This window comes from Thalassobacillus devorans (assembly GCF_011761345.1).
Classification (GTDB): Bacteria; Bacillota; Bacilli; order Bacillales; family Halobacillaceae; genus Thalassobacillus; species Thalassobacillus devorans.
The window spans coordinates 17159-39818 of record NZ_JAASRY010000004.1 but is presented as its reverse complement, the minus strand read 5'-3'; the positions used below and the strand labels follow the sequence as shown (position 1 = coordinate 39818).

Annotated in this window: 18 protein-coding genes and 1 riboswitch; of the genes, 14 read left to right on the top strand and 4 right to left on the bottom strand. The window is 42.1% G+C overall.

The window, feature by feature from the left end; translation table 11 throughout:
* The first annotated feature begins 39 nt into the window (after positions 1-39).
* From spoIVB to FHS45_RS13270, 3 genes are all read left to right on the top strand, one after another.
* On the top strand, positions 40-1332 hold the full coding sequence (gene spoIVB, locus FHS45_RS13280) for a SpoIVB peptidase (protein WP_371872040.1): 1293 nt from the start codon (positions 40-42) through the stop codon (positions 1330-1332).
* A 293-nt stretch (positions 1333-1625) separates the two neighbouring features.
* Positions 1626-2405 carry a sporulation transcription factor Spo0A gene (spo0A, locus tag FHS45_RS13275; RefSeq protein ID WP_062446604.1) on the top strand — a complete coding sequence of 260 codons (780 nt, stop codon included), beginning with the start codon at positions 1626-1628 and terminating at the stop codon, positions 2403-2405.
* Between the two features lie 296 nt (positions 2406-2701).
* Positions 2702-4048, top strand: coding sequence for an aspartate kinase (locus tag FHS45_RS13270; RefSeq protein WP_062446598.1), 1347 nt, complete (start codon positions 2702-2704; stop codon positions 4046-4048).
* Between the two features lie 42 nt (positions 4049-4090).
* Here FHS45_RS13270 and FHS45_RS13265 read toward each other — a convergent pair whose 3' ends face one another.
* From FHS45_RS13265 to FHS45_RS13255, 3 genes are all read right to left on the bottom strand, one after another.
* Positions 4091-4858 carry a 3'-5' exonuclease gene (locus FHS45_RS13265; protein WP_062446596.1) on the bottom strand — a complete coding sequence of 256 codons (768 nt, stop codon included), beginning with the start codon at positions 4856-4858 and terminating at the stop codon, positions 4091-4093.
* Positions 4858-6768, bottom strand: coding sequence for a DUF294 nucleotidyltransferase-like domain-containing protein (locus FHS45_RS13260; protein WP_062446594.1), 1911 nt, complete (start codon positions 6766-6768; stop codon positions 4858-4860). Before FHS45_RS13260 ends, FHS45_RS13265 begins: the two co-directional genes overlap by 1 nt.
* A 209-nt stretch (positions 6769-6977) precedes the next feature.
* Positions 6978-7202 carry a DUF2627 domain-containing protein gene (locus tag FHS45_RS13255; RefSeq protein WP_062446592.1) on the bottom strand — a complete coding sequence of 75 codons (225 nt, stop codon included), beginning with the start codon at positions 7200-7202 and terminating at the stop codon, positions 6978-6980.
* Positions 7203-7360: 158 nt separating this feature from the next.
* Between FHS45_RS13255 and FHS45_RS13250 the strand changes: the two genes are divergently transcribed.
* The 8 genes from FHS45_RS13250 to FHS45_RS13215 all read left to right on the top strand — a co-directional run bounded on the left by FHS45_RS13250 (position 7361) and on the right by FHS45_RS13215 (position 17450).
* Positions 7361-9430, top strand: a complete 2070-nt coding sequence (locus FHS45_RS13250; protein WP_062446590.1) for a sigma-54 interaction domain-containing protein — start codon at positions 7361-7363, stop codon at positions 9428-9430.
* 108 nt (positions 9431-9538) lie between these two features.
* Positions 9539-10444, top strand: coding sequence for a phosphate butyryltransferase (yqiS, locus tag FHS45_RS13245; RefSeq protein ID WP_062446588.1), 906 nt, complete (start codon positions 9539-9541; stop codon positions 10442-10444).
* A gap of 12 nt (positions 10445-10456) precedes the next feature.
* A complete protein-coding gene (bcd, locus tag FHS45_RS13240; protein WP_062446587.1) occupies positions 10457-11551 on the top strand; it encodes a branched-chain amino acid dehydrogenase in 1095 nt (364 codons plus the stop codon).
* Positions 11552-11581: 30 nt separating this feature from the next.
* Positions 11582-12670, top strand: coding sequence for a butyrate kinase (gene buk, locus FHS45_RS13235; protein ID WP_062446586.1), 1089 nt, complete (start codon positions 11582-11584; stop codon positions 12668-12670).
* 15 nt (positions 12671-12685) lie between these two features.
* Complete coding sequence (gene lpdA, locus FHS45_RS13230) at positions 12686-14107, top strand: dihydrolipoyl dehydrogenase (RefSeq protein WP_062446585.1); 1422 nt, start codon at positions 12686-12688, stop codon at positions 14105-14107.
* An 18-nt stretch (positions 14108-14125) separates the two neighbouring features.
* Complete coding sequence (locus FHS45_RS13225; protein ID WP_062446584.1) at positions 14126-15118, top strand: thiamine pyrophosphate-dependent dehydrogenase E1 component subunit alpha; 993 nt, start codon at positions 14126-14128, stop codon at positions 15116-15118.
* A gap of 13 nt (positions 15119-15131) precedes the next feature.
* Positions 15132-16115, top strand: a complete 984-nt coding sequence (locus FHS45_RS13220; RefSeq protein WP_062446583.1) for an alpha-ketoacid dehydrogenase subunit beta — start codon at positions 15132-15134, stop codon at positions 16113-16115.
* Positions 16116-16133: 18 nt separating this feature from the next.
* The gene (locus tag FHS45_RS13215; protein WP_062446582.1) at positions 16134-17450 is read left to right on the top strand and encodes a dihydrolipoamide acetyltransferase family protein; all 1317 of its coding nucleotides are present in this window, start codon (positions 16134-16136) and stop codon (positions 17448-17450) included.
* Between the two features lie 240 nt (positions 17451-17690).
* Here FHS45_RS13215 and FHS45_RS13210 read toward each other — a convergent pair whose 3' ends face one another.
* Positions 17691-18743 carry a homocysteine S-methyltransferase family protein gene (locus FHS45_RS13210; RefSeq protein ID WP_062446581.1) on the bottom strand — a complete coding sequence of 351 codons (1053 nt, stop codon included), beginning with the start codon at positions 18741-18743 and terminating at the stop codon, positions 17691-17693.
* Between the two features lie 427 nt (positions 18744-19170).
* A riboswitch (SAM riboswitch) is annotated at positions 19171-19281 on the bottom strand.
* Positions 19282-19444: 163 nt separating this feature from the next.
* On the opposite strand from FHS45_RS13210, the gene FHS45_RS13205 reads away from it, so the two are divergent.
* From FHS45_RS13205 to pruA, 3 genes are all read left to right on the top strand, one after another.
* Positions 19445-19882, top strand: a complete 438-nt coding sequence (locus FHS45_RS13205; protein ID WP_166761427.1) for a BrxA/BrxB family bacilliredoxin — start codon at positions 19445-19447, stop codon at positions 19880-19882.
* A 260-nt stretch (positions 19883-20142) separates the two neighbouring features.
* A complete protein-coding gene (locus tag FHS45_RS13200; RefSeq protein ID WP_062447991.1) occupies positions 20143-21060 on the top strand; it encodes a proline dehydrogenase family protein in 918 nt (305 codons plus the stop codon).
* A gap of 34 nt (positions 21061-21094) precedes the next feature.
* On the top strand, positions 21095-22642 hold the full coding sequence (pruA, locus tag FHS45_RS13195; RefSeq protein WP_062446577.1) for an L-glutamate gamma-semialdehyde dehydrogenase: 1548 nt from the start codon (positions 21095-21097) through the stop codon (positions 22640-22642).
* Positions 22643-22660: the final 18 nt, after the last annotated feature.

Here is a 22660-nt window from a genome sequence, read left to right as displayed (position 1 = left end):
CCTCCTTAGACCACATTAAAAGTAAACCATTCGATTGCGATGGTGTGGGTTAGAGGCGAGGAGTTGGAACATTTGAAATATAAGCAACAGATGAGAAAAGCAGCTGGATTAATCCTTTTGCTCACCATGATTGTATTACCGTTTCTAAGCCCTGTACAACAATATTTATCCATTCCTACAGAATGGACCACCTTTCAAGAACAAGGCATCTCCAGTGTGCCAGCTATAAAAGAAATCGATGAGGCTGAAGGTTCTTCTCTACATGCTCTTCAATCGAGTGACGGTATCACATCATCCGACGAATTTTTCTACAATGTTGCAGGATTCCCCTTGAAAAAAATCAATGTGGACTATCTTGATGACTTTAAAGTTATACCTGGAGGACAATCGATTGGTGTTAAACTGCATACAAAAGGAGTGTTAGTTGTAGGACACCATCAAGTCAAGACTGACTCTGAACAGGTATCGCCAGGAGAAAAAGCAGGAATACAAGTCGGCGACATTTTATTGAAGATCAACGGTGAAGAGTTAGAAGAAATGGCTGACATGGCTCCAATAGTAAAAACAGCAGGTGAAGATGATAAAGACCTGAAGCTGACCGTTAAACGTGGGGAGGAAGTATTTGATACTAACCTTACACCCACTTATGACGTGAAAGATCAGAAATATCGTATTGGTCTTTATATCCGCGATTCAGCCGCAGGAATTGGAACCATGACATTTTATGACCCTGCTTCTAAAAAATATGGAGCACTAGGGCATGTCATTTCGGATATGGATACGCAAAAACCTATCGAAATTCATGATGGTACGATTGTAAGGTCTAATGTCACTTCCATTCAAAAAGGAAGTGAAGGCGTACCAGGTGAAAAAAGGGCAGAGTTTTCCGCGGAGAGAAATCGTATCGGAGAAATCACCAAAAACAGCCCATTTGGTATTTTTGGTAAATTGGATGATAGCATAACTAACGGTGTCAATGACCAGCCCCTTCCGATTGCATTGTCCCATGAAGTAAAGGAAGGCCCTGCTAAGATTTTGACAGTCGTTAAAGGTGAAGAAGTACAGGAGTTTGATGTGGAGGTAGTTAGTACAGTTCCACAAAAACAACCTGCTACAAAAGGGATGGTTGTTAAAATAACCGATCCGGAATTACTGAAGGAGACGGGTGGAATCGTTCAAGGGATGAGCGGAAGCCCAATTATACAGAATGGAAAACTTATAGGGGCAGTGACGCATGTATTTGTCAATGACCCGACTTCAGGTTATGGTGTTCATATTGAATGGATGCTGCAAGAAGCAGGTATAGATATTTATAAAGATCAAGCAAGTTGAAGCCGTAGTTACTACGGCTTTTTTTATGTGAAGGAACTGTTTCCTTGCAAAAAAAACATTCCTCTATTGGAAAAAATATGTTATTATGTTAACAGTAAAGATTTTTCGACAAAGCTGGTATTTTCTTATGCACTTATTGTAGAATATAATCGAAAAATAAAGAAAAGAAGAGTAAATGGAAGCATTTTAAAAATAAATAAATTTTTCTCACTAAATTAAAAGGATTATCTGCACGATTGTCGAATACATTACTTGGAAACACAGGCGGAAACTACAAGGAGGAATTAAATAAAATGGAAAAAATCAAAATTGGTTTGGCAGACGATAATCGTGAGTTGATCAAGTTGCTGGAGGACTATTTTGAGGATATTAAGGATGTTGAAGTAGTCGGCACTTCATATAATGGAAAAGAATGTCTTGAGATGCTGAAAGAAACTACGCCTGATGTACTGGTACTGGATATTATTATGCCGCATATGGATGGACTAGCTGTTCTGAGCCAATTGAAGCAGTTGGAATTAAAGAAAAAACCTAGTGTAATCATGCTCACTGCTTTTGGACAAGAGGAAGTAACGAAAAAAGCGGTGGATTTAGGCGCATCTTATTTCATGCTGAAACCATTTGACCTTGATTCCCTGACTGATCAGATCCGTCAAATCCATGGTTCTAATGATCCTATCAGTAAAGCGATCGGAACAAGCTCTAAAGCTGGCCAGAAGCCTGACCTTAATACAAGCATTACTCATATTATCCATGAGATTGGAGTACCTGCTCATATTAAAGGCTACATGTATTTACGTGAAGCAATCTCGATGGTGTATAATGATATCGAACTATTGGGATCGATCACTAAAGTATTGTATCCGGACATCGCAAAAAAATATCAGACCACTGCATCCCGGGTAGAACGTGCCATTCGCCATGCCATTGAAGTAGCATGGAACAGAGGTAATGTCGAATCTATTTCTTCTTTATTTGGCTATACCATTTCAAATACTAAAGCAAAGCCTACGAACTCCGAATTCATTGCAATGGTAGCCGACCGCCTTCGTCTGGAACATAAAGCGAGTTAATTAAGGTAAATACGTTTGCTTAAAGAAGATAAAGCTTCCCACACCCATTAAGAGGGTAAGGGAAGCTTTTTTTCATCCACTTCGACTTTCCAAAAGAGTTGATTTATTCGATATAAACCCGATATAAGGTAGTAAGGTTATTGTATAGACGTGGCTGTAATTGTCTGCGTAATGAATTTTTCATGGTATTTTATAAAAAATCAGAATTCTCCCTACAAATAATGGAGAACCAAGTATATCTATGTTACAATTTTAAATTATTAATCACTTTATCAAAGTAGCAGGGAGATGTAATAATGAAAGTAGTAAAATTTGGGGGAAGCTCTGTAGCAAATGCAACCCAACTAAGAAAAGTTGCAAATATTATGTTAGATGACACAGAAAGAAAAGTGGTGGTAGTATCTGCACCTGGGAAAAGGTTCAGTGATGATGTCAAAATGACTGATTTACTAATTGAACTTGCTGGTAAGGTAACAGGCAAAGAAGATCATGATGCAGCTTTTTCTGCTGTCATGGATCGTTTCCGTGAAATCATCCAGGAATTGGAGCTCTCGGAGGATTTGACTGAAACGATTCAAAAGAACATCGAATATATCATCAATACACATGAATCTGCAGAATGGACCTTAGATGCCCTCAAGTCCTGTGGAGAGGATGGTTCTGCACAAATTCTCAGCGCGTACTTACAGTCAAAAGATGTAGAAGCTTCCTACGTGAATCCAAAGGATGCCGGCATCATTGTAAGTGATGAACCTGGGCAGGCGCAGGTGCTGGATGAAAGCCTGGAACAACTGTATAAGCTTCGGGAACGTAAGGGTATTCTTGTCATTCCGGGATTTTTCGGGTACAGCAAAGCTGACAGATTGGTGACTTTTCCAAGGGGAGGTTCCGATATCACCGGATCTATTGTAGCGGCAGGAGTAAAAGCTGATTTATATGAAAACTTCACGGATGTGGATTCGGTCTATTGTGTAAATCCAACGATTGTTTCTAACCCTAAACAAATAACTTCCTTGACTTATAAGGAAATGCGTGAGCTTTCCTATGCAGGCTTTTCTGTTTTTCATGATGAAGCTTTGATTCCGGCGTTTAAAGCGAAGATTCCTGTTTGTATTAAGAACACCAATAATCCCCAAGCGCCAGGAACCATGATTGTTTCAGAAAACGAAGCAGGTTATGGACGTGTTACAGGGATAGCCAGCGATAAAGGATTCTTGACACTTTATGTAAGTAAATATTTAATGAACAGGGAAATCGGGTTTGGTCGTCGACTATTGCAAATTTTAGAAGATGAAGGAATTTCCTTTGAACACGCTCCGTCTGGAATTGATGATATGTCTGTCATTTTACGTGAAGACCAGCTCCCTGTAGACCAGGAAGAACAGGTCATTGCAAGAATTAAAAATGAATTGAATGTAGATATGGTGAACATCGAGCGGAATATGGCAATGGTCATGCTTGTTGGAGAAGGTATGAATAACACTATAGGTCTGGCAAGTCAGGCTACCCGTGCTTTCCGTGAAGCAGATGTTAATATCGAAATGATCAACCAAGGTTCATCAGAAGTATCAATGATGTTTGGCGTTTATGAAGAAGGCATGGAACGTGTAGTACAATACTTATATGAAGAATTCTTTGAATAAAGATTAAAAAAGCAGCCAGGAATTTTGGCTGCTTTTTTCTGATCAGCTTGAACTGAATAGTAAGGAACCCTTTTTTTTGGATGGATCGAGGGATTCCAATTGTTTTTGTAAATAATAATAATCCTTTGCCCCTGATTCTATAGCCCCTTTTAATAATTGCTCAAACAACTCTGCAGTCATTATCGCATCATTCAATGCATGGTGACGTTCCATCTGTTCAATATCAAAGTATCTTAACAAGGGATCCAACTGGTGGCGTATTTCAGGAAGCAGCCATTGGGCAACTAATTGGGAATCGATCACGGGAGGATTAAAATCAGGAAGCTGCCAGCGCTTTAACATTGCCCGCAGAAAACGCATATCAAACTTTGCAGGATGGGCAACTAAAATGGAATTATTACTAAACGATAAAAAACGGTCAAACCCTTCAATGAAAGAGGCTCCATTCTTTAATTGAGTGCGTGTCAGCCCGGTCAGGTCCAAGGTGTGCCTGCGTACTGGACGAATCGGCCTTATGATTTGATGAAACTTTTTTATATGGCAGGATTGCAGGCCTTCAATTTGGATGGCACCAATAGATATAATCTCATGACCTATCTCCGGGAGGAAGCCGGTGGTTTCTAAATCGAAAATTGTATAAGTTGCTTTATCCAGCGGCTGGTGAAGTAACTCGCCTGGAGACTGGTAATTCTCAAGTTCCCGATATAACTTATGATAAGCATTCTGCCTCCGGTATGGGCGGATTTTATAGGAATAAATCGGTTTTTCAAAGAACAGATATTTAAGTATTTGCAGGTCGATAGGTAGCATTAAACCACCCGATTCCTGTTATAACTTAATTCCAGTACTTGCTGCAGACGTTTAGCTATAATCAAGGCATCACGAAGCAGCCTTTTTTCATCTTTTTTGAGGCGGGCCAGGTTCAACTCATTAGTTAACGGCAGGTTTTCGTCTAACTGGCGCAAATTTTCCTGTAATCGGAAGGTAAGAAGGCGATGAAAAGCTAATTTAGCGTTTTCGGCATCCCTAGGGTGGAATCGTTCTTGTTCGGTGAGTGCTGTCAGCCTTTTTACCGTATTTATTTCATCAATCCCGTACTTAATAGAATAAATTCGAATAGCATTAACAATCTGCATTATCGCAGATTTCTTTAAATTTAATCCTCTTTTTTTGCCAATCCCGGTGATCCTGCCGAATGGCTGAATCGGGACTCTGAAGCGTAATGTATCCTTCATTAATAACTGATGAAGATTTAAGGAACGTTGGATTCTTTTCACTACAAATTCCCGAAGTTCATAGGCGAGGGAATAGTCACCGAATACCGGCCGAAAATCGACAAAGATAGTAAAATCCCTTATTTCCTCTCCATCCATTTTTTCGATCCATTCATTTATACTTTTATACCATTCCTCTGTAGATTTCCTCCATTTTTCTTCTTTTGCCATAATTCCTCCGGTGCATAAGGGAAAGCCGCAATAATCAAGCATGTGATTAATCTTTTCGCCCAATCGTTTAAAATAGTCCTCGATTTTTTCAGCGGTTTGCAGGTGTTTATAATCTGCCAGTATCAGGCCGTTGTCTTGATCTGTACTGAAAGCTTGTTCTTTTCTGCCCAAACTCCCCATCACTATAAAGCAATAGTTTATTGGAGGAGCGCCATACCCTTCTTTTACCATCTCTTCCTCAGCAATCTGGATGATTTGCTTATGGATACGTTCATTATAGTTGGAAATTAATTCTGTGATGTCATAGGCATACATGCTCTCACCGACCAGGCTGGCAACGAATTGTTGAAAGCGTTCATTATTGCTGGGAGATAACGTTTTTAGCTCCTCCACACTGGTGGCATTTGAAATCCTGTAAGTCAAATCGAAATATACAGAGTTTTGAATCGTAAAGAAAGAGGACTGCCTCAATACTCCAGCAATGGTATCCCGGTGCAGGACCGGAATTAGATCCGTGGGGTGATGCTTCAAGTAACTTAGTGCATCATAAATAAAAGACTGTGAAGCAATGGCGAATGATTCTTCGGTCGCATATGCTTTTACCGGTCTGGTATGTCCATTTTCAAAATAAGCCTTTAGGATTTCTGAATAACCAAGCATTCCGAGCATAGTCTGACGGTCTTCACTTACGATCAAAGCTTCTACTTTTTCTTCCTGGATAATCCTGGCTGCTTGTTCCACCGTTTTTTCTGGGTGAATGAACGTGGGTGGCTCCATAAAGGTATCGGCACGCTTTTTAAACAATTCTTTCTCATCATTTTCATCAGATGTAGAACTTTTATATTTAATCTCATTATAGAGCGATTTCATCATATTGCTGATTTCATCGACGACTACTTTTGAGAAGTGAGTATTGTTGGACATGACATCAAAAAATTTTGATTTATCAAAACGTAGTGTCTTAGTGGCTTCGAGTGCCTGTACAGAAAATTTCATCTCACCGCTTGTCAGCATCATCATGACGCCTACGAGGTCTCCAGGGTAAAAAAAGTTGACGGACAGCTGCTGGCCATTCGAACGGTGCATAATATTCTTCGCAAGTCCTGATAATATAAATTGCACCTCTATTGTATCTTCTTCTTGATCTTCATGGATAATGAATTCATTTTTATTATATTCATTCATGGAAGCATTGCCGAAAATTTCATTGAATTCTTCAGCTGTTAACAAGTTGAAGGGATACTGTTCTTTGAACATATCCTGGTAACTTTCCATCTAAAAACTCCTTCTTGATATTCTTAGTAGTCTTAGTATAGCAAATTAGGTTCAACAAATGCTTGCCACGCCGTTTAAGAGTTATTTAATAATAGGGCCGAAAAGTCGAAGACTTGATTCCGAGATGTTTGCCTGCATAACGGTCCGGTCCTTTACTGGAATTGCAACAATGAGTTTTAACAATAAAAAAAGAGCTTTTTAGCCCTTTTTTAAAATTTCCCATTCGTATTTTTCCTTTTACTATCCCGGTGACGAATAAATCCGGCTATAAATCCTATACCGCCTAATATAAATAAAACTCCGAATATGAACTGGATAGAAATATGAAAAAAGATAGGATGCATAATACCAAATAACGTGTCCCGGATTAGTTTAATTCCTAAAGTGGCAATAATACCCGGAATCAGCATAATTAATAAAGCTATCAATCGCATTGCGCTTTATCTCCCTTTAATATCAATAATTTATTGCAAAACCTTTCACTGATTTTTAGTATAGCAAACAAGCTTTTTTCTGAAAACATTTTTATCTTGCTAATAAATGCAGGTTAGATTATGATGAAAGTACGCAAAAAATTGCAGGAAGTGGTACAGTGAAGCGAGTACTAATTGTAGGAGCGGGAAAAGGCGGCACTGCTTTATTAAAGTTGCTGAAAGCGACCAATAAAATGGAGATAGTCGCTATTGTAGATATTAATGACCAGGCGGATGGCTTGCGTCTGGCTGCCGAACTCGACATTCAGACGGGTTCAGAGTGGAAGCAATGGATACATAAAGACATTGATATAGTCATCGAAGCTACTGGGGATGAGAAGACATTTGAAGCTATCCTTTCCAGAAGAAAAGGGAAAACGGTAGTGATCCCAGGGGCGGTAGCCTATATCACCGCAGAACTTTTAGAAGAAAAAGAAACGTTATTGACTGAATTGAAAACGCAAACAATTAATCAGGAACTGATATTAAACAGTATTCATGATGGAATGATAGTGATAGATGAAGAGGAAAACGTTACGTTCATGAACCGTAGTGCTGCGAAGATTTTAGGGATGGATAAAAAAGATGCGCTTATGCGGAAAGTGGATGAGATCATAACATCCACCAGGCTTCCTCATATCATGAAAACGCGCCGGAAAGAGGTCAACCAAAAACTTATATTGGAAAACGGCAAAAAGGTGATTACCACAAGGATTCCTATTATAAATAGTGCTGGTGAAGTAATGGGCGCCTTTGCTGTTTTTAAAGATATTACAGAAGTGGTGGATCTGGCGGAAGAAATAACGGATCTCAAGGAAGTAAAAACGATGCTGGAAGCGATTATCCAATCTTCCGATGAGGCAATCACGGTCGTTGATGAAGATGGAAAGGGATTGATGATTAATCCTGCCTACACCAGAATTACAGGGCTTACGGAAAAAGAAATTGTAGGGAAGCCGGCAACTGTGGATATTTATGAAGGCGAGAGTATGCACATGAAGGTGCTTCAGACGAGGAGACCTGTTCGGGGTGTAAGAATGAAAGTCGGTCCTGCTAAAAAGGATGTCATTGTCAATGTTGCACCAGTAATCGTTGATGGAAAGCTGAAGGGGAGTGTCGGTGTCCTGCATGACGTGACTGAAATCAAGTCACTGACCAGTGAGCTGAAACGGGCAAGGCAGATTATCAGGAAGCTGGAAGCGAAATATACCTTTGATGACATTATTGGCACTTCGCAAGAAATGACGCTTGCATTAGAACAAGCGAAGGTGGGAGCGAAAACGCCTGCCACGGTTCTTTTAAGAGGAGAATCTGGTACAGGAAAAGAACTTTTTGCTCACGCCATCCATAATGAGAGCGGCAGAAGGCATAATAAGTTTATCCGGGTCAATTGTGCAGCTATTGCAGAGTCACTCTTGGAAAGCGAGTTATTCGGTTACGAAGAAGGTGCCTTCTCAGGGGCCAAACGAGGCGGTAAAAAAGGTCTATTTGAAGAAGCGCATAATGGCAGTATCTTCTTGGATGAAATAGGGGAGCTATCACTTCAAATGCAAGCAAAATTACTCCGTGTCCTGCAGGAAAAAGAAATCGTACGGGTCGGTGGAACTAAGCCGGTTCCGGTGGATGTGCGGATTATAGCAGCCACACATGTCAATTTAGAGAAAGCGATCATGAACAAGAGCTTTCGGGAAGACCTCTACTACCGACTTAATCGACTGCCTATTTATATTCCTCCATTAAGGGAGAGGATTGAAGATATCCCGTTATTGATTGAGTATTTGATACAGAAATTGAACGAAAATTATGGGCGCAACGTTAAAAGGCTGGACGATGAGGCATTAGAAAAGCTCAAAGGTTATAACTGGCCGGGGAATGTTAGAGAACTGGAAAATATTATAGGAAGAGCAATGATTTACATGGAGAACTATGAAGAAGTCATTCAACTTTCTCATATCCCGCCTTTAAAGCATACGGCTCCAGAAACAAAGAGGCAAAAAGATGCCGGACAAGTATGGCTGGGGGAAACATTGCAGGTAGCTGTGGATGCCTACGAACGAAAACTGTTGGCAGAAGCTTATCAGGCACACAATTATAATAAAACACAGACAGCAAAGGCGCTGGGAATATCGATTAGAAATCTCTATTATAAACTTGATAAATACAATTTAGACAAAAATAGCATGCAATAAATTGCATATATGATAGTCTTTGCATGTGTGGAAGACAAATGCGGAAGCGTTTTCATTGATTGGAAGTTTGGCATGATATTTGCATGTAAATAGTGAAGAGGTGAGAGTTTGCGTACTTTAGAAACATTACTCAAACAATTGGATAACAACGCTTTAAAAACGGTTGCCGTAGCTCAAGCGGCAGATCGGGAAGTACTGAAAGCTGTCAACAAAGCAATAGAAAACAATCTCTGTCGTTTTTTACTGGTTGGGGAACAAAAAGAAGTTGAGAGGCTTGCAGGAGAGGTTGGACTAACTTTAAATCATCCTTCTATCGAAGTTTTGGACTCCAACCAGAAAGAGGTGGCAGCTGTTGCGGTGAATGCAGTAAAAACAGGCCGGGCACAAGTAGTTATGAAAGGTAACATTTCTACAAAAGAGATATTGAAGGCGGTACTTCACAAAGAATATGGACTCCGTACAGGGAATGTATTATCCCATGTGGCCCTATTTGAAATACCTAACCAGGATAGACTGATATTCCTGACGGATTCTGCGATGAACATTGCCCCTTCTTTGGAAGAAAAGGCACAAATCATTGAAAATACAGTTTCAGTGGCGAGGAGTTTAGGAATTGAGCAACCGAAAGTAGCAGTCCTGGCTGCGGTTGAAGTAGTGAATCCTTCCATGACTGCAACAATGGATGGGGCGCTGCTTACCCAGATGGCGAAAAGGGGCCAGCTGAAAAATTGCCAGGTGGATGGACCACTTGCATTTGACAATGCAGTGAGCATAAAAGCCGCTGAGCAGAAGGGGATCATCTCCCCTGTTGCTGGAAAAGCAGATGTACTGGTAGCTCCAGCTATTGAAACAGCTAATGCGTTATATAAATCTTTTATGTATTTTGCCAATGCGAAAGTCGCCGGAATTATAAGCGGGGCTGCAGCGCCGATTGTTCTCACCTCTAGGGCTGATTCAGCAGAGAGTAAAATATATTCCCTCGCACTTGCTTTACTATCATCTGATAAACATTAGGAGGAATACGAGATGGAAATTTTCACTTATATGAAAGAATATGACTATGAGCAATTGGTATTTTGTCAGGACGAAACTTCTGGTTTGAGGGCGATCATTGCTATTCATGATACAACGTTAGGCCCTGCTCTGGGTGGGACCAGAATGTGGACGTATGATTCAGAAGATGCGGCTATTGAAGATGCCCTTCGTCTTGCCAAAGGTATGACCTATAAAAATGCAGCTGCCGGCTTGAACCTTGGGGGCGGTAAGACCGTTATTATCGGTGATCCTAAAAAAGATAAGAACGAAGAAATGTTCCGTGCTTTTGGACGATATATTCAGGGACTTAATGGCCGTTACATTACAGCTGAAGATGTAGGGACTACAGTGCAGGACATGGATTTAATTCATGAAGAAACAGATTATGTGACCGGAATTTCACCAGCATTTGGTTCTTCAGGAAATCCTTCTCCTGTGACCGCTTATGGTGTATATCGCGGAATGAAAGCTGCTGCTAAAGAAGGATTTGGAACAGATTCACTAGAGGGAAAAACAATAGCAGTACAGGGTGTAGGAAATGTCGCTTATAACCTTTGCCGACATCTTCATGAAGAAGGCGCAAGTTTAATCGTAACAGATATCAACAAAGAAGCTGTTCAGCGGGCTGTCGAGAACTTTGGCGCCAAAGCGGTTGATCCTGAGGAAATATATGGCGTTGACTGTGATATTTATGCGCCATGTGCTCTGGGTGCAACAATCAATGATGAAACAATTCCACAATTGAAGGCTAAAGTTATCGCTGGAGCGGCTAACAACCAGCTGAAAGACACTTCACATGGTGATATTCTCCATGAAAAAGGGGTCGTTTATACGCCTGATTACGTCATCAATGCCGGAGGAGTAATTAATGTTGCCGACGAGTTGAATGGTTATAATAAAGAGCGGGCGATGAAGCGGGTAGAAACAATTTATGACAATGTATCCAAAGTGTTCGAAATATCCAAGCGGGACAATATTCCGACATATGCAGCTGCAGACAAAATGGCTGAAGAACGTATTCAGCGCATGCGTCATTCAAGAAGCCAGTTTTTGCAAAATGGACACCATATTCTCAGCAGAAGATAAACAGCGAAGGTTGATCGGAGGTTTAAGGCAGTGCAGCAAGCTCACAGAATACTTGTTATTAATCCAGGTTCGACATCTACAAAAATCGGAGTCTTTGAAGAAGAAACTTGTATTTTTGAAAAAACAATCCGCCACACGACTGAAGAGGTGGCGGGTTTCTCGAGAATCATTGAGCAATATGAGTTTCGGAAACAAGTGATATTAGATGAACTGGATAAAGAAGGAATTAATATCAGTAAATTAAGTGCCGTGTGTGGTCGTGGCGGGCTGTTACGACCTATTGAAGGAGGAACGTATGAAGTCAATGATGCAATGCTTGAGGATTTAAAAGCCGGCTATAATGGGGAGCACGCCTCTAATTTAGGTGGCATCATTGCGAATGAAATTGCGCAAGGGCTTAACATACCAGCGTTTATTGTGGATCCGGTGGTCGTCGATGAACTACAGGAGATTGCAAGGATTTCAGGGGTTCCTGAAATTCCAAGAAAAAGCATCTTCCACGCATTGAACCAAAAAGCCGTAGCTAGAAGAGCAGCAAGTGACTTGAGGCAAATTTATAAAGAATCCCGCCTGATCGTGACCCATATGGGCGGAGGTATTACAGTAGGGGCACATAAAAATGGCAGGGTCGTCGATGTGAACAATGGTCTGCATGGCGACGGCCCATTTTCGCCGGAGCGTGCAGGGACAGTACCCGCTGGTGATCTCGTCTCCATGTGTTTTTCGGGTCAGTATTACCGGGATGAAATTATGAAGAAGCTAGTCGGTAAAGGCGGATTGATGGCTTATTTAGAAAGCAACGACGCGGTAGAAATAGAAAAGCGTATGGAACAAGGCGATAAAAAAGCCGCATTGATTTATGATGCGATGGCCTATCAAATAGCAAAAGAAATTGGGTCAATGAGCACGGTATTGGAAGGGAAAGTCGATGCTATAGTGCTGACTGGGGGTCTGGCGTACGGAAAAGGCTTTGTTGAGCAAATATCAGAAAGGGTCAAGTGGATTGCTGATATCCTGGTTTATCCTGGCGAGAATGAGCTGGAAGCTCTGAATGCTGGCACATTACGCGTGCTTCGTCAAGAAGAACTGCCAAAACAGTATCCAAATTTCACAGAATAGAAAGGAGAGTCAACCATGGCTCAAGATTATGATTTAGTCATACTGGGCGGAGGTACTGGTGGGTATGTTTCAGCAATCAGAGCCTCTCAGCTTGGTTTGAAAACAGCAGTAGTCGAGAAGGGGAAAATGGGCGGGACCTGCCTGCATAAAGGCTGTATCCCTTCTAAAGCACTGCTCAGAAGCGCTGAAGTATATAGGCAGACAAAAGAAGCGGACGAATATGGAATTATCACTGACCAGCCAAAAATCAACTTTGATCGTGTTCAGAAGAGAAAACAATCGATCGTGGATACCTTACATAATGGGGTAGAAGGCCTGATGAAAAAGGGTAAAATCGATGTTTATGAGGGTTTTGGCAGAATTTTAGGTCCTTCGATTTTTTCTCCGATGCCGGGCACCATCTCGGTGGAGATGAATAACGGGGAAGAAAATGAAATGCTGATTCCCAAAAATGTTTTAATTGCTACCGGTTCTAAACCCAAAACCTTGCCAGGTCTTGATATAGATGGCGAATATGTGATGACTTCCGATGAAGCGCTTGAAATGAAAGAACTTCCAAAGTCGATCATCATTATTGGGGGAGGAGTCATTGGTATAGAATGGGCTTCCATGCTTGCTGATTTTGGGGTAGAAGTGACTCTCATCGAATATCTACCACAAATCCTGCCTACTGAAGATCAAGAAATAGCAAAGGAAATGCAACGTTTGATGAAGAAGAAAGGCATCAAAGTTGTAACTGGTGCAAAGGTGCTTCCTGAAACACTGAAAAAAGACGGCAACGTGGTAATCCAGGCTGAAGTTAAAGAAAAGCAGGAGACTTACGAGGCTGATAAATTATTAGTTTCTGTTGGCCGTTCGGCTAATGTGACTAATATTGGGCTGGAAAACACGGATATCAAAGTCGAAAATGGGTTCATTGAAACGAATGATTATTACCAGACCAAAGAAAGCCACATCTATGCCATCGGTGATGTTATTGGAGGCCTTCAGCTTGCCCATGTCGCCTCACATGAAGGAATAACAGCTGTCGAGCATATGGCAGAGAAAAAGCCGCACAAGTTGAAAGCCGAAGAAATACCGACATGTATCTATTCTAATCCTGAAGTTGCCAGTGTTGGATTGACGGAGCAACAAGCCAAAGAAGCTGGTTATGAAATCAAAAAAGGGAAGTTTTCCTTCAAAGCAATTGGTAAAGCGTTAGTGTTCGGTGAGTCGGATGGTTTTGTCAAAATTATTGCTGATAAAGAAACAGATGATTTATTAGGAGTCCATATGATCGGGCCGCACGTAACTGATATGATTTCGGAAGCCGGTCTCGCCAAAGTTCTTGATGCGACTCCATGGGAGATTGCTGAATCCATCCATCCGCACCCGACACTATCAGAAGCAATCGGGGAAGCGGCGATGGCAGTAGATGGTAAACAAATTCACGGATAATGTAAAGGAGGGGTTGAAATGGCTGAAAATCGCCATGAAAAACTTGGATTAACGGATGAACAAGTATTAGACATGTACCGGACGATGCTTACGGCTAGAAAAGTTGACGAAAGAATGTGGCTATTGAACAGAGCAGGAAAGATTCCATTTGTCATTTCCTGCCAGGGGCAGGAGGCAGCCCAGGTTGGGGCAGCCTATGCGCTTGACAGGGACAAAGATTATGTCCTTCCATATTATCGGGATATGGGGGTTGTTCTTGCTTTTGGCATGACCGTGCAAGAGTTAATGCTTTCCGGATTTGCTAAAGCGGAAGATCCTAACTCAGGAAGCCGTCAAATGCCTGGACATTTTGGCCAAAAGAAGAACCGAATTGTCACTGGTTCCTCTCCAGTAACCACCCAGGTCCCCCATGCTGTTGGTATCGCGCTTGCTGGAAAAATGGAGAAAAAGGATTTCGTTTCCTTCGTTACCTTTGGAGAAGGTTCTTCAAATCAGGGTGATTTCCATGAAGGAGCAAACTTTGCCGGGGTTCACAAACTTCCTGTTATCTTTATGGTAGAAAATAATAAATACGCTATTTCTATTCCCGTTGAACGTCAACTCGCCTGCGAAAAAGTATCCGACCGTGCTATTGGATATGGGATGCCTGGTTATACGGTGGACGGGAATGATCCACTGGAGGTTTATGAAGTAGTCAAGCAAGCAGCCAAACGCGGCCGTAGTGGAGAAGGTCCCACGCTAATTGAAGCAGTTTCTTATCGCCTGACTGCCCATTCCAGTGATGATGATGACCGTACGTATCGTGAAAAAGAAGAAGTAGAGGAAGCGCGCAAGAAAGATTCCATCATTACATTCGGCAATTACTTGCGTGGCCTGGGCATTTTGACTGAAGACCTTGAAAAGGAAATGAACGAGGAGATCACTAAGTTAGTCAATGAGGCGACAGATTATGCGGAGAACGCACCATATGCTGAACCGGAATCTGCGTTGAAACACGTATACGAAGAGTAAGGAGGGGACGACAATGCCAGTAATTTCTTATATCCAAGCAGTGACACAAGCGTTGCGTGAAGAAATGCAGCGTGACGAGAAAGTGTTTGTTTTAGGGGAAGACGTAGGGAAACGCGGCGGTGTATTCCGCGCTACAGATGGGTTATATGATGAATTTGGCGGAGACCGGGTACTCGATACTCCACTAGCTGAGTCCGCAATCGCAGGAGTCGGAATTGGTGCTGCTATGTACGGAATGCGGCCCGTAGCTGAAATGCAGTTTGCTGATTTCATCATGCCTGCGGTCAATCAGATAATCTCTGAAGCGGCTAAAATCCGCTACCGTTCCAATAATGACTGGAGCTGCCCAATTACTATCCGTGCTCCTTATGGAGGCGGGGTTCATGGGGCTTTATACCATTCTCAATCAGTTGAGGCTGTATTTGCCAGCCAGCCAGGCTTGAAAATCGTTATGCCTTCCACTCCATATGACGTGAAAGGGTTATTAAAAGCTGCAGTTCGTGATCCTGATCCTGTGCTGTTTTTTGAACACAAACGGGCGTACCGTCTAATTAAGGGAGAGGTTCCGGAAGATGATTACACACTTCCGATTGGTAAGGCGGATGTAAAACGTGATGGTTCTGATATTACCGTAATTACATACGGTTTAGCGGTCCATTTTGCATTACAGGCAGCTGAGAAGCTTGCGGAAGATGGAATAGATGCACATATCCTCGATTTGCGTACCGTTTATCCATTAGATAAAGATGCGATTATTGAAGCGGCATCGAAAACAGGGAAGGTCCTGCTGGTTTCAGAAGATAACAAAGAAGGCGGCATCATTAGCGAAGTATCTGCTGTCATTAGTGAGAATTGTTTATTCGACCTGGATGCACCTGTTCAGCGGCTTGCTGGACCAGATGTTCCGGCCATGCCTTATTCACCGACAATGGAGAAATATTTCATGATCAATCCAGATAAAGTTGAAAAAGCCATGAGAGAGCTTGCTGAATTTTAATTTAAAGGAGGAGTCTCTGTGGGCGTTGAAAAAATAAAAATGCCACAATTGGGCGAAAGTGTCACCGAAGGCACAATCAGCACATGGCTGGTCCAAGTGGGAGATAAAGTTAATAAGTACGATCCGATTGCAGAAGTAATGACAGATAAAGTAAACGCAGAAGTACCATCATCCTATACAGGTGTAATCAAAGAATTAGTCGCACAGGAAGGCGATACCATTGCTGTTGGTGAATTGATGTGCTATATGGAAGTAGAAGGTAGCGGTTCAACAGAGGATACAGCCGAACAAGTTAAAGAGGAACCGGCCAAGGCAGATCCTGTAGCTGAAGAGAAATCCGCTCCTGTTACGAAGAATGAGAAGCAGAGTGAATCAGCTGAAAACGACAAACCGATGAAGAAGCGGTTTTCACCAGCAGTCATGCGTTTGGCTCAGGAGAACGATATCGATCTTGAGCAGGTAGAAGGTACTGGCAAAGGTGGCCGTATCACTCGTAAAGATGTCGAGCAAGTAATTGCTGGAGGCAGCACAAAGGATAAACAGCCGCAGGAACCTGCACAGGAAGCCGCGCCCCAAACATCTCAGCCGTCTCCGTCCCAGTCTGCGCCAGCTCCAGTTAATGTAAAAACGGAAGTTGGTGATAAAGAAATTCCGGTTACTGGCGTGAGAAAAGCAATTGCTCAGAATATGGTCAAATCTAAGACAGAAATACCTCACGCCTGGATGATGGTCGAAGTGGACGTTACTGGTTTAGTCGAGTACCGGAATACGATGAAAGATAAGTTCAAAGCAGAAGAAGGTTACAGTCTGACATTCTTTGCTTTCTTTGTCAAAGCAGTAGCCCAGGCGTTAAAAGAATACCCGCAATTGAACAGCACGTGGGCTGGTGATAAGATTATTCAGCGTAAAGCTATTAATTTAAATATTGCAGTTGCGAAAGAAGATCAATTGTTTGTACCAGTTATTAAGGATGCTGATGACAAGAGTATCAAAGGGATTGCGAAAGACATTACTGACCTTGCCATGAAAGCAAGAAATGGTAAGTTGACTTCTGCAGATATGGAAGGTGGCACGTTTACGGTCAATAATACCGGCTCTTTCGGCTCTGTACAGTCCATGGGTGTCATCAACCACCCACAGGCTGCGATCTTACAGGTGGAATCCATCGTGAAAAAGCCTGTTATCAAAGATGGAATGTTCGCTGCAAGAGATATGGTGAATCTATGTTTATCATTAGATCATCGTGTGCTTGATGGCTTAGTTGCCGGTAACTTCCTTGCACGTGTTAAAGAAATACTGGAAAATGTAACGAAAGATAATACACCAATTTATTAAGAACAAAAGCGCAAGCGCCTTGCTCACCCCCGACAAGCTTAAGCCAAGCCTCGCCGTGACGTTTTTTGTCACAGAGAGGATTGACTTAAGACCTCGAGGGGGTAGGTGCTGGAGCTGGAAGGAACCCACCGCATACATTTATTCACAAAAAGAAAATGCTATAATTTCCTGGACTATAAGAAAAACTCCCGTGCACCTAAGATGGTTACGGGAGTTTTTCTTATATGAAGAGGTCTCTTTCTATGCTTTTGTTTTATAGGAAGTGATATGAGATTGCAGGGATTTATCTGTTCCAAACATAAAATGCTTATCCATATTTGGGGAGTAAGTGGAATTGACGGCCACTCTCCCTACAGTTTCTGCGACTTCACGCAGCATACTTGGAGATGCCCCGCAGCATAACCCTAAGTAATTCACTCCAATATCATGGGCTTCCTTTGCCCAGGCAGCAAGTTCATACCGGTTGCAATAAAGAGGGTCTAGTGATGTTGGAAAGGTAGTCTCTGTCGGCAGAGTACAAGAGCATCCCCCATCTGGTAAATTGAAAAAAGTAGGGTGTTCTTCAGTGGTCCTGTATGGTATGGGGAGTGCGCCTACATAACCCTCAACATTTTTACGGATTTTCTCCATATAAGGCTGCATTGTAGCTGGTCCGCGGAAACAATTCATCCCTACTACTAAAGCTCCATGTTCCTTCAATAACTGACAGCCTTCCTCTACGGAATAGCCATCCCGTAATACATTCTCTCCCATTAATCCAAATGTAATGACAGCAGGGAGGCCTTGTCTTTTTATTTCTTCTAAAGCAATCTTTGCTTCCTCGTAATAATAGAAGGTTTCACCATTGACAAAGTCTACCCCCTCTTCTTTGCACCAGCGAACCATTTCGGAAAAAATAGCACGCACGTCTTCTTTTGAAGATGGGTCGTCGGGATTGAAAAGATTGGTGTTTGAAATATTGCCAGCCACTAATGCTTCTTCTTCGGGATGTTCCTTTGCTACTTCTTTGGCCAGTCTAATAGCCTGGCGGTTTAATGGCTCTAATAAATCTTCTTTGCCGATAATCCGCATTTTTTCCCGGTGGGCATTGTAAGTGAATGCTAAAACGACATCCGAACCTGCCAGCATATAATCTCGATAAGTTTGTTTAAGAGCTTGTGGATTATCCAAGGCGACTTCTGGAACGAATGAACCAGCTTGAAGGTATCCTCTACGTTCTAATTCAAATAGGTATCCTTCCCCGCAAATAACCGGACCTTCCTGCAATCGTTGTTCTAAACTTCTTTTTGTCATCGAATCATCCTCTCAGTTGTAGTTTTACTAAGCTCTGTTAAATCCCCGTGTTGCATTTACACTTATGCTCTCTTTTACTGAAGACTCAGTTCCAAGATAGTTGGGTCCGTTACCATGAAAAGAAAGAGATGGTCTGGTAAACGACTCGCTTTCCTGCGGGGGACCTGGCAAGCTTCCTCGGGCTAAAGCCCTGCGGGATGAGCATGACAGGTGAGACCCCGCAGAGCGTCAGCTCGAGGAGGCTCAGCGCATGTCCGCGGAAAGGGAGTCGTTCCCCACCGTACCGTTATTAAATTAAGTCTTCGACTTTTCGGCCCTTTAATTGAATGAGCCTCTTATTGTAAATGAATAACACTATTTAACAGAGCCAAAGATTAAAAAAACTTCCCTCTTTTGATAAGAAGAGGAAAGTTATGTATCCAAACCTCTCTTATCTTTCAGAACATGGTTTCTGTAGGAATTAGCACCTTTTCAAGCAGCTGCTTGAATGGTTGCCGGGCATCATCGGGCCTAATCCCTCCGCCACTCTTGATAAGAGTTGCTATGCAATTGTCCTGTATTATAAGTGGCGGAAATCAGAGATGTCAACTGTATTTTCAGAGAATTTTGTATAGAAAGCTTCTAGCAATAACTGATTGATTGAAAGCAACTGGAAATATTGATACTATTATCTAAGAAGATAATCTTGTTATAAAGGGGATATACGAATGGATTTCAATATTTATATGAACGATGTCGTCAACCAGGCTCGTAACGAAATCACCCAGGCTGGCTATAAAGAACTTACTACACCAGACGAAGTGGATGAAGCATTGAATCAAAAAGGAACTACATTGGTGATGATTAACTCTGTATGCGGGTGTGCCGGTGGTGTAGCACGTCCTGCAGCAGCACATTCTATCCATTACGATAAACGGCCAGACCACCTAGTCACAGTATTCGCAGGGCAGGATAAAGAAGCGACGGAACGTGCTCGCCAGCACTTTGTCGGATACCCGCCTTCTTCACCTTCTTTTGCTTTTTTGAAGGACGGAGAAATCGTTACAATGGTCGAGCGTCATGATATCGAAGGATTTGAACCAATGGAAGTCATTGGAAAGCTCCAAAACATATTTGAAGAGCATTGTGAAGAAATATAAGGTTTGAAGTAAAAAAATCCGGTTACAAGGTTAGTGCCTTGTAACCGGATTTTTTTGCGTTGAAAAGGACACTTCCATATATCTCAGTTGTGATTGTGTTTAAACCACAAAACCGAAGGGAGATGTTTGTGAGCGGCACACCTTGTCTAAAAGCCGTCATAATCGTTACAATTTTCTTAACAGATAAATAATTAGGTTAGGGTTGCAAGGAATAGGGAAACATCTTCTTTACGTAAGTGAAGCGAAGGGATGTGATGGTAGTGGAGGCCATTAGTAAGAACTTTTTCTTGTTTTTATCGAATAACCGGCTGCTGGATAAATTAGCAAAAAAGTGGGGGCCAAAATTTGGAGCCGATAAAATAGTCGGTGGAGAAACATTTGACCAGGCCGTACCATTGATTAAGCGTTTGAATCAGCAAGGTCTTCAAGTGACCGTAGACCATTTGGGAGAATTTATAAATTCCGAACCAGAATCAAGAAACCGTTCTCAAGAATGTATGGAAACCATTCGTACAATCGCTGAACATCAACTAGGTTCTGAAGTTTCATTAAAACTTACCTCCCTTGGTCTTGATATCAGCGAAGAACTGGTTATCGAAAACATGGAGCAAATACTTGATACAGCCGAGAAGCACGGGGTAGTTGTAACCATAGACATGGAAGACTCATCACGTTGTGAACGTACCCTGGAAATCTACAAACGATTAAAAACAAAATACCAGAACCTTGGTACAGTCATTCAATCCTATTTGTACCGCTCAGATTGTGATATAGATGAGCTCGATGAATACGATCCTTATTTGAGATTAGTAAAAGGGGCATATAAAGAATCTGGAAAAGTTGCTTTTCCGGCTAAAGAAAAGGTAGATGCCAATTTGAAGCATCTGATTAAGAAAAATCTTTTGAATGGCAATTATACGGCTATCGCCAGCCATGATGATCAAATCATCAATTACACGAAAGAGCTGGCAGCAGAACAGCGGATACCAACCGATCAATTTGAATTCCAAATGTTATATGGGATGAGGAATCAGACACAACTTGACCTTGCTAAGGAGGGCTATACCGTAAGAGTATATTTGCCTTATGGAGATGATTGGTATGGTTATTTTATGAGAAGGATGGCTGAACGACCAGCGAATATCGCCTTTGCAATTAAAGGTGTTTTCAGTAAATAAATGATAAATAATTTTCTTGAAAGGGGTTTTATAAATGGTAACAGCTTATCGTCATGAACCATTCACAGATTTTACGATTGAGGAGAATAAGCAGGCATTTGAAGCTGCATTGAAGCAAGTGAAAGATGAACTGGGCAAAGACTATGACCTTGTTGTGAATGGAGAGCGTATTCACACGGAAGAAAAAATTGTTTCTACGAACCCTGCTGATACAAAGCAGGTGGTAGGAAATGTTTCTAAAGCTAACCAGGAGACTGCTGAGCAAGCAATTCAATCAGCAGCAGAAGCATTCAAGAGCTGGAAAAAGTGGGATGCTGCATCCAGAGCTGAGATTCTTTTCCGTGCTGCTAATATCGTGCGCAAGCGTAAGCATGAATTTTCTGCTTACCTTGTATATGAAGTAGGTAAACCATGGAAGGAAGCAGATGCGGATACGGCAGAAGCGATTGATTTCCTCGAATATTACGGTCGTCAAATGCTTGAACTAAAAGATGGAAAGCCTGTCAATAGCCGTGATGGGGAGCATAACCGTTATGTTTATACGCCGATTGGTGTAAGTGTAGTCATTCCACCATGGAACTTAGCCTTTGCTATTATGGCTGGTACTACAATCGCCCCAATTGTTACAGGAAATACGGTGGTAATGAAGCCTGCCAGTAACAGTCCAGTTATTGCAGCAAAATTTGTAGAAGTCCTGGAAGAAGCCGGATTGCCTAAAGGTGTATTGAACTTTGTTCCTGGAAGTGGCGGGGAAGTTGGTGACTACCTTGTCGATCATCCTAAAACAGCATTAATATCTTTTACTGGTTCCCGGGAAGTTGGCACACGTATATTTAAACGGGCAGCTGAAATTCAGCCTGGCCAGCAGCAACTAAAACAAGTGATTGCTGAAATGGGTGGTAAAGATACAGTGGTAGTCGATAACGAAGCAAATCTTGATACAGCAGTAGAAGCTATTATCGTTTCAGCATTCGGTTTTTCCGGTCAAAAGTGTTCTTCCGGCTCCCGTGCCGTTGTCCATGAAGATGTCTATGATGAAGTGTTAGAACGCGTGAAAAAGCGGACAGAAGAGCTCACTGTCGGTAATGCTTCGGAGGAAAATGTGTATATGGGACCGGTTGTCGACCAGGGAGCCTATGACAAAATCCTGGGATATATCGAAATTGGAAAAGAAGAAGGCCGATTGGTAACTGGAGGTAAAGGAGATGATTCCACAGGTTATTTCATCGAACCAACGGTATTCGCCGACCTTGATCCAAACTCCCGGATGCAGCAAGAGGAGATCTTCGGACCAGTCGTCTGCTTCACGAAAGCCAAAGACTTCGATGAAGCGATTGATATTGCAAATAATACTGAATACGGCTTGACCGGTGCTGTGATATCAAATAATCGCGCTCATCTTGATCAGGCTGCTGCAGATTTCCATGTCGGCAACCTGTATTTCAACCGGAATTGTACAGGAGCTATCGTCGGGTACCAGCCTTTCGGAGGTTTCAATATGTCCGGTACCGATTCCAAAGCAGGAGGACCAGATTACTTGGCCCTGCACATGAATCCAAAAACTATTTCAGAAAAATATTAAGTATCAATTAAAAGCAGC